Raw genomic sequence first — 705 nt, 5'->3', positions numbered from 1 at the left:
TAAGGGCTAATCCCCGTTCGCTCGCCACTACTAAGGGAATCTCGGTTGATTTCTTTTCCTCAGGGTACTTAGATGTTTCAGTTCCCCTGGTTCGCCTCTTACACCTATGTATTCAGTGCAAGATACCTAGCTTATGCTAGGTGGGTTTCCCCATTCAGAGATCTCCGGATCAAAGTCTGTTTGCCGACTCCCCGAAGCTTATCGCAGGCTACCACGTCTTTCATCGCCTCTGACTGCCAAGGCATCCACCGTATGCGCTTCTTCACTTGACCATATAACCCCAAGCAATCTGGTTATTGTCTCGAACGTGAAGACGACATTCGCCGAAAATTCGCGCTTGAACTCGCAAATTTTACCTTGACTTGAATAATCACCAGTGAAAGAGATTATTCAGTCTACTTCTATCACATACCCAAATTTTTAAAGAACAGTTCTGGCACAAAGACCAGACATCAATGTTCGTTCATCCTGAACATTCATGTCTGAGCTTTCGACGATTAATGGTGGAGCCAAGGAGGATCGAACTCCTGACCTCCTGCGTGCAAAGCAGGCGCTCTCCCAGCTGAGCTATGGCCCCATCGGATCAGCAGCACACCACAACAATTGGTGGGTCTGGGCAGATTCGAACTGCCGACCTCACCCTTATCAGGGGTGCGCTCTAACCAACTGAGCTACAGACCCAATCGTCTAACCAGTGAATCAAGC

2 tRNA genes and 1 rRNA gene are annotated in these 705 nt (G+C 48.5%); all 3 read right to left on the bottom strand.

The features are described 5' to 3' along the window. Positions 1-272, bottom strand: a 23S ribosomal RNA gene (locus IB273_RS31265); the annotation flags it as partial. A gap of 229 nt (positions 273-501) precedes the next feature. Then, positions 502-577, bottom strand: a tRNA-Ala gene (locus tag IB273_RS31260). A gap of 27 nt (positions 578-604) precedes the next feature. After that, positions 605-681 (bottom strand) — tRNA-Ile (locus IB273_RS31255). Positions 682-705: the final 24 nt, after the last annotated feature.

It is taken from the genome of Pseudomonas sp. PDM19 (genome assembly GCF_014852215.1).
GTDB lineage: Bacteria > Pseudomonadota > Gammaproteobacteria > Pseudomonadales > Pseudomonadaceae > Pseudomonas.
This window is presented reverse-complemented; position numbering and strand designations above follow the sequence as displayed.